We start from the raw sequence: 5,874 nt of genomic DNA on the forward strand, positions 1-5,874 counted from the left end.
GGGTCTGTCGGCCGCTAGCGGAAGACGACGCGGCGCCGCGGGGCGGCGGCCGGGGCCGACGTGTCGGCGGGCGGAGCGGCGGGCGTGAGCCGTTTCATGCTGACGCGCGCGGTGTCGGCGAGCTGCCGCAGGTCATCGGCCCCGTGGAACTGCGCCGCGTGGACGACGATGGCGGCGCAGGCCTCGGCGTCGGCCAGGGCGTCGTGGTGCGAGAAGCCGGTGAACCCCGCGGCGGCGGCGGCGAGCGGCAGCCGGTACGAGTCGAGGGCGTAGGTCCTGCGGGCGACCTGCAGGCTGCAGAGGTAGGCCCACGACGGGGGAGTGACCCCGGTCGCCGCGCACGCGCCCTTGATGACGCCCATGTCGAAGCCGGCGTTGTGGGCGACGAAGACGTCGATGCCCGCGAAGTCGGCGATGAGGTCGAACTGCTCGTGCCACTCGAAGGCGTCGACGACGTCGTCGGCCCGGATGCCGTGGATGCGGGTGTTCCACTCGAGGAACGTGTCGTGCCCCGCCGGCGGCTTGATCAGCCAGCCGACCTTGTCGACGACGACGCCGTCGCGGACCTTGACGAGGCCGACGGAGCAGGCGGAGGCGCTGCTCGAGTTCGCGGTCTCGAAGTCGATCGCGGTGAAGTCGATGGGCATCGCACCATGGTGTCACGGGCCTCGGACACTGCCGGGTCGACCCGCGCCTCCTGCGGTCGGGTGCGTCTCGGAGGTCTGCCCGGCCGAGCGCCGGTACGATGGCTGACCGTGGCTCTCACTATCGCGATCGTCGGACTGCCCAACGTCGGCAAGTCCACCCTGTTCAACGCCCTGACCAAGAACCAGGTGCTGGCGGCGAACTACCCGTTCGCGACCATCGAGCCGAACGTCGGCATCGTCAACCTGCCCGACCCCCGCCTCGACGTGCTCGCGGGCCTGTTCGGCTCGGAGAAGACCCTGCCCGCGCCGGTGTCGTTCGTCGACATCGCCGGCATCGTCAAGGGCGCGAGCGAGGGCGAGGGCCTCGGCAACAAGTTCCTCGCGAACATCCGCGAGGCCGACGCCATCGCCGAGGTCGTCCGCGGCTTCGTCGACCCCGACGTGGTGCACGTCGACGGCAAGGTCGACCCCGAGGGCGACATGGGCACGATCAACACCGAGCTGATCCTCGCCGACCTCGAGACCGTCGAGAAGGCGCTGGTCCGCTACGAGAAAGAACTCCGCCTCAAGCGCGTCGAGCCGCTCACCCACGAGACGGCCGTGGCCGCCAAGGAGGCGCTGCAGCGTGGCGAGGCCCTCTCGGCCTCCGGCATCGACCTCGAGCCCATCCGCGAGCTCGGGCTGCTCACCGCCAAGCCCTTCATCTACGTCTTCAACGTCGACGAGTCGATCCTCACCGACGACGCGAAGAAGGCCGAGCTGTCGGCCCTCGTCGCCCCGGCCGAGGCCGTGTTCCTCGACGCGAAGATCGAGTCCGAGCTGATCGACCTCGACCCCGAGGACGCCGCCGAGCTGCTCTCGTCGACCGGCCAGGACGAGTCCGGCCTCGACCAGCTCGCCCGCATCGGCTTCGAGACCCTCGGCCTGCAGACCTACCTCACGGCAGGCCCGAAGGAGACCCGGGCCTGGACCATCGGCAAGGGCTGGAAGGCCCCGCAGGCCGCCGGCGTCATCCACACCGACTTCGAGAAGGGCTTCATCAAGGCCGAGGTCATCTCGTACGCCGACCTCGTCGAGACCGGCTCCATCGCCGAGGCGCGCTCGGCCGGCAAGGCCCGCATCGAGGGCAAGGAGTACGTCATGCAGGACGGCGACGTGGTGGAGTTCCGCTTCAACAACTAGGCGTTCTTCGCGGTGTGGACGAGCGCTCTCTGGGCGCCTGTGAACTTCTCGTCCGCGGTGCTTCACTGGGTCATGGCCGTCTCACCGATGTTCCCGCTGGGATCAGTGCTGTTCCCGTTCGTGCCCGTCCAGCTGCGTATCTTCGAGCCTCGGTATCTCACGTTGGTCGGCCGCTTGCTCGACGAGGATGAACCCGAGTTCGGCGTCGTCCTCATCGAGCGCGGATCAGAAGCCGGGGGTGGCGACCAGCGCGCCTCGGTCGGGACGATGGCGCGTCTCGTGAGCGCCGCCGCGGGCGTCGACGACCTGTTCATCGTCGGCCTGGGGACCCGGCGGTTCACGGTCGAACGTTGGGTCGACGAGGATCCGTTCCCGCGGGCCGAGCTCTCGATCCTGCCGGATCTCGAGTGGTCCGAGAAGCTCGCACCCCTGCGGGACCAGGCCGAAGCAGCTGTTCGACGCTTGGTCGTTCGCGCCGCGGGGCCCCAGTCGGATGACGACATCGAGCTGTCGGACGATCCAGTCGCAGCCGCCTGGCAACTGGCGGCGATCGCCCCGCTGGGTGACTACGACAAATACACCCTGTTGAGGTCGACGACCTTGGGGGGTCTCCTGCGTCAACTGATCGATCTGGTCCTCGAGGCCGAGGAGCTCTGGTCCGCCGAGTGAGGCCTCTCACCATCGCTCACCATCGCTCACCACCTCTGGGGTCAAGCGGCGGCGTCCACGTGCGAGGGGGAGGAGAGCCGAGGGTGGGCACGGCCTGGGAGCCGTGCCTGCCCCCGGTCGTAGCGTGGGCCGGTTCCCACGACGCTCACCAGGAGGTCCCATGACCGACACCGCCCCCACCACCTCCCCGGCCCCGGCCGGACCCCGCACCGCCGTCGTCCTCGGCGGCGGCGGCATCACCGGCATCGCGTGGGAGCTCGGCGTGCTCGCCCGCCTGCTCGAGGCGGGCATCCCCCTCGGCGACGCCGACCTCGTGGTCGGCACCTCCGCGGGCTCGGTCGTCGGCACCACCCTGCGGCTCGGCGCGAGCGGCATCGCCGACGCGTACGCCGAGCAGCTCGTGCCCGCGACGGCGACCCCCGAGGCCGCGCTCGACGGCGAGGACTTCATGCAGCGCATCGGCCAGGCGATCCAGGGCGCGACGAACGCCGAGGAGGCGCGGGCCCGCCTGGGCGCGCTCGCCCGGCAGGTGCCCGTCACCGGCAGCGAGCCCGAGCTCGTCACCGCGATGCGCGAGCGCTTCGGCGCGGAGGCCACCTGGTCCGAGGGGCAGCTCGCGATCTGCACCGTCGACGCGACCGACGGCGAGTTCCGGGTGCTGACCGCCGCCTCCGGCGTGCCCCTGCACGTGGCCGTCGCGGCCAGCTGCTCTGTCCCGCTCATCTGGCCGACCGTCGAGGTCGACGGACGCCCGACCATGGACGGCGGCATCCGCTCGGGCACCAACGCCGACGTGGCCGACGCGGCCGAGCGCGTGCTCGTCCTCTCGTGCGGGCCGGAGCTCGCGCAGTCCCCGCTCGGACCGACCCTGCCCGGCGTCGTCTCGACGCGGATGGGCGCCGACCGGCCCGTCTTCGTCATCGAGGCGGACGCCGAGAGCCTCGCCGCGTTCGGCGCGAACTCGCTCTCGAGCGCGAACCGCGGCCCGGCTGCCGAGGCTGGCCGTCGTCAGGCCGAGGGCGTCGTCGAGGCCGTCCGCGAGTTCTGGGCCGGCACAGGCACCGGCGCCTGAGCATCGGGCGTCGAACCGAGACAGATACGTGTCCGCCGTGCCGCCTCTGGCCGGTGCGGCGATCGGGTCGGCAGGATCCCTCTCAAATTACGGGCAGGGCAGGGCAGGGCAGGGCAGGGCAGGTCGCGCGGCGCGGCAGCAGCCTCGAACACCCCGCAGTGGACCATGCACCCCGTCGTTCCGGGGTGTCCGGTCCGCTCCGGGGTGCTTCGCGCTGACTGGGAGACGCCTCCGAGCGGGCTGCTGCCCGCCTGGACCAGTGCCAGGCTGAGGGCGACCCCGCACCCGATCCGAGGAGGCCCCGTGGCCAGCACGAAGAAGCTCCAGAAGGCCGCGACCGCGGCGCTCGACTCCGCCCTCGACGCCGTCGTCGACGCACGCAAGGGCGTCAAGGCGCTCGCCAAGGCCGACGGCGCCAAGAAGACCAAGAAGGCCCGCGGCTCGGCCGAGGACGCCCTCGACACCGCGGCGAAGAAGATCAAGGACGCCGAGAAGGCGACGAAGAAGGCCGTGAAGAGCGCGACGAAGAGCGTGTCGGGGGGCTCCTCGAAGGAGGCGCCGACCGCCTCCCCGGAGACGCCTGCCGTCCCCGCACCCCAGCCCACGAAGTCGCACGAGCAGGTCGAGGCCGAGGTCGCGCAGAAGTCCGTCGTCCCCACGACGAGCGCCCCCAAGGGCCCCGGCGCTGCCTACACGCCCCCGCTGCCGCACGCCGACGAGACGACGGTCACGGCGCACGACGGCTCCGAGGCGCACGTCGACCTGCACGCGCAGACCCTCGTCTCGCTGCGTCAGCTCGCCACCGACAAGGGCGTCACCGGCGTCTCGCGCCTGACCAAGGCCCAGCTGATCGAGAAGCTCCAGGCCTAGCCGACGCGAATCACGTCACGTCCTGTTCCGAGCATCCCGTCGCACCGCGACGAGACGGGACGCTCGGAACAGGACGGGACGGTCGTCGGAGCCTGGCGGCCGGCAGCGACGAGGCGGCTCAGCCGGCGACGAACTCCTCGATGCCGGCGACGAGACGGTCGACGTCGGCCTCGTCCGTGTACGGCGCGAGGCCGATGCGGAGCCCGGTCGTGGCGTCGTCGAGGCCCATCGCCTGCCACGCCTCGATCGCGTAGAAGTGGCCCGCCGGCGCGAGCACGTCCCGCGTCGCGAGGTGCGCGGCGAGTTCGCGCATGCTCCGCCCCTTGACCGTCACGTAGAGCGTCGGCGTCCGCCGGGCCGCCCGCGAGCGGACCGTCAGGCCGGGCACCCGCGCGAGCCGCTCCTCCAGCGCGACGCGCAGGGCCGTCTCGTGTTCGTGGACGGCGGCGAAGGAGGCGACCAGCGCCTCCCTGCGGCCGGTCGCGTCGCTGGGGGCGATCGCGGCGAGGAAGTCGACGGCGGCCGTCGCCCCCGCGAGCTGCTCGTAGGGGAGCGTGCCGAACTCGAAGCGCTCGGGCACCACGTCGGTCGAGGGCAGCAGCTTCGCCGGCCGGATGCTCTCGAGCAGCTCGGGGTCGGCACCCAGCACGCCGCAGTGCGGTCCGGCGAACTTGTAGGGCGAGCAGACGACGAAGTCGGCTCCGAGCGCGACCCGGTCGACGAGCTCGTGCGCGGCGAAGTGGACCGCGTCGACCCAGACCAGGGCGCCGACGGCGTGTGCCCGGTCGGCGATCGCGGCCACGGGCGGCTGCGTGCCGAGCAGGTTGGAGGCGGCGGTCACGGCGACGAGACGGGTGCGGCCGGTGATCGCCGCGGCGACCGACTCGAGGTCGAGCTCACCCGTCGCGGGGTCGAGCTCGATCCAGCGAACGGTCGCGCCGACGGCCTCGGCCGCCTGGACCCACGGCCGGATGTTCGCGTCGTGGTCGAGCCGGCTGACGACGACCTCGTCGCCGGGGCCCCAGGACGCCGACAGGTGGCGCGCGAAGTCGTACGTGAGCTGGGTGGCGCTCCGGCCGTGGACGACGCCCTCGGGCGGGACGCCGAGGAAGTCCGCGTAGGCGGCCCGGAAGGCCTGCACGGTCGCCTCGCTGTTGCGCTCGGAGGCGGTGCTCGTCCCGCGGATCGACGTGGGGCCCGTCATCGCGGCGAGGATCGCCTCGCCGACGACGCGCGGCGTCTGGGTGCCGCCCGGTCCGTCGAAGTGGGCGATGCCCGAGGAGAGGGACGGGTAGGCAGAGCGGAGGGCGGCGACGTCGAGGGTCATGCACCCTGCTTACCAGGTGCCGGTGCCCACCCCGGCCCCCCCCACCCCCCCCGCGGCGCGGCCCAGCCGCGCGGGCGGCCCCGCCACCACCCGCCGACCCCCCCCCG

At 72.5% G+C, this 5,874-nt stretch carries 6 protein-coding genes; 4 read left to right on the forward strand and 2 right to left on the reverse strand.

The window, feature by feature from the left end; genetic code table 11:
• Positions 1-14: 14 nt before the first annotated feature.
• Positions 15-647 carry an exonuclease domain-containing protein gene (locus RWM17_RS11500; protein ID WP_314103814.1) on the reverse strand — a complete coding sequence of 211 codons (633 nt, stop codon included), beginning with the start codon at positions 645-647 and terminating at the stop codon, positions 15-17.
• Positions 648-755: 108 nt separating this feature from the next.
• Between RWM17_RS11500 and ychF the strand changes: the two genes are divergently transcribed.
• The 4 genes from ychF (at position 756) to RWM17_RS11520 (ending at position 4,440) form a co-directional block, all read left to right on the forward strand.
• Complete coding sequence (ychF, locus tag RWM17_RS11505) at positions 756-1,829, forward strand: redox-regulated ATPase YchF (RefSeq protein ID WP_314103816.1); 1,074 nt, start codon at positions 756-758, stop codon at positions 1,827-1,829.
• Positions 1,830-1,916: 87 nt separating this feature from the next.
• Positions 1,917-2,498 (forward strand): LON peptidase substrate-binding domain-containing protein, encoded by a 582-nt coding sequence (locus tag RWM17_RS11510; RefSeq protein WP_314103826.1) that lies wholly within the window; start codon positions 1,917-1,919, stop codon positions 2,496-2,498.
• Between the two features lie 160 nt (positions 2,499-2,658).
• The gene (locus RWM17_RS11515) at positions 2,659-3,570 is read left to right on the forward strand and encodes a patatin-like phospholipase family protein (RefSeq protein WP_314103819.1); all 912 of its coding nucleotides are present in this window, start codon (positions 2,659-2,661) and stop codon (positions 3,568-3,570) included.
• 303 nt (positions 3,571-3,873) lie between these two features.
• Complete coding sequence (locus tag RWM17_RS11520) at positions 3,874-4,440, forward strand: Rho termination factor N-terminal domain-containing protein (protein ID WP_314103822.1); 567 nt, start codon at positions 3,874-3,876, stop codon at positions 4,438-4,440.
• A gap of 118 nt (positions 4,441-4,558) precedes the next feature.
• Here the strand turns inward: RWM17_RS11520 and RWM17_RS11525 are convergent, their stop codons facing one another.
• Positions 4,559-5,767, reverse strand: coding sequence for a cysteine desulfurase-like protein (locus RWM17_RS11525; RefSeq protein WP_314103824.1), 1,209 nt, complete (start codon positions 5,765-5,767; stop codon positions 4,559-4,561).
• Positions 5,768-5,874 lie beyond the last annotated feature (107 nt).

The organism is uncultured Frigoribacterium sp. (assembly GCF_963515265.1).
In the GTDB taxonomy this organism is placed as follows: Bacteria; Actinomycetota; Actinomycetes; order Actinomycetales; family Microbacteriaceae; genus Frigoribacterium.